The sequence below is a fragment of the Vibrio sp. 10N.222.48.A3 genome (assembly GCF_041475345.1).
Lineage (GTDB): Bacteria > Pseudomonadota > Gammaproteobacteria > Enterobacterales > Vibrionaceae > Vibrio > Vibrio tasmaniensis_A.
This window is the reverse complement of the sequence record NZ_JBFRVX010001100.1, coordinates 1-988: the sequence shown is the minus strand read 5'-3', so window position 1 is coordinate 988 and position 988 is coordinate 1. Positions and strand designations below refer to the sequence as shown.

The following is a 988-nucleotide window of genomic DNA, read 5'->3' as shown; positions in this document are numbered from 1 at the left end:
TATATTAAGTATTATTCTCAACGCGAAATTTAATCTGAACTCTTGCGGTCATATTCAGAGATTTTATTAAATGGAGTACTTTTATGCATGTTCAAACCTATGATTTAAAACAGAGTAACGTCGGATACAGCCTAGGCGTGATTGGTGTAGCATTAGTGTTAGCTTGGATTGGTATTTACAAGTTTACGCCAACTGAAGCGATGCTAATTGAGCCTTTAATTGCAAACCACCCAGCAATGAACTGGCTTTACAAACTGTTCTCAGTACAAGCTGTCTCTAACATGGTGGGTGGCGCGGAAATCGTTGTTGCGATTGGACTGCTCGTTGGATTTAAGAAACCGACAATTGCTTTCTATTCAGGTATTGCAGCAGCGGCTATCTTTGTTGTGACACTGAGCTTTCTAGTCACCACGCCAAACGTTTGGAAAGTATCGGATGGCATCTTAGTCACTAACTTCTTCCTAGTGAAAGATATTCTGTTTTTGGCTATCGCTATTAGCGTAATCGAACGTAACAAGCCTCAGAAGTAAATGTAAATCTAATAAGTGGCCGTAAACCTAAAGATCTATTTTAAGTAACATAAAACCATAAGCTGGCTAGAAGGACGCTGCCAGCTTCTAATGAATAAGGCACTGATACTCACCTACTCAGCTAATACCTTACGATAATAATTAGCGTCTTGATTTTGCCCTTTGAATAACGCGTAATTCTCTACACGCTCAACTAAGCCAAAACCGGCCTTGGATAAAATCTTGTTGGAACCAACATTACCCCCTAACGCATAGGCATCCACATATTTAAGGGAAGAGTGCTCCGCCAAATAGATAAGTAACTTCCTCACCGCGTTAGACGCAATGCCTTTAGAACTAAAGGAGTGACCCACTCGATAGCCTAGCTCTCCTCGTTCTCCGTGTTCGTCGATGTCACGTACATTAATCCTACCGCAGATAATCCCTTGTTCATCTTTTATCAACATAGGAATCATCTC

Annotated in this window: 2 protein-coding genes; one reads left to right on the top strand and one right to left on the bottom strand. The window is 40.9% G+C overall.

Annotated features, from left to right (window positions below; all coding sequences use genetic code 11):
- Window positions 1-83 precede the first annotated feature (83 nt).
- Window positions 84-530 (top strand): DUF417 family protein, encoded by a 447-nt coding sequence (locus tag AB4653_RS23970; RefSeq protein ID WP_009845505.1) that lies wholly within the window; start codon window positions 84-86, stop codon window positions 528-530.
- Window positions 531-643: 113 nt separating this feature from the next.
- Here AB4653_RS23970 and AB4653_RS23965 read toward each other — a convergent pair.
- Window positions 644-988 (bottom strand): GNAT family N-acetyltransferase (locus tag AB4653_RS23965; RefSeq protein ID WP_372105495.1); only part of this gene is annotated, 345 nt, incomplete at its 5' end.

What these genes read in the sequence shown, in the direction of transcription:
- AB4653_RS23970 (WP_009845505.1), top strand. Translation starts at nt 84, where the DNA reads ATGCATGTTCAAACCTATGATTTAAAACAGAGTAACGTCGGATACAGC.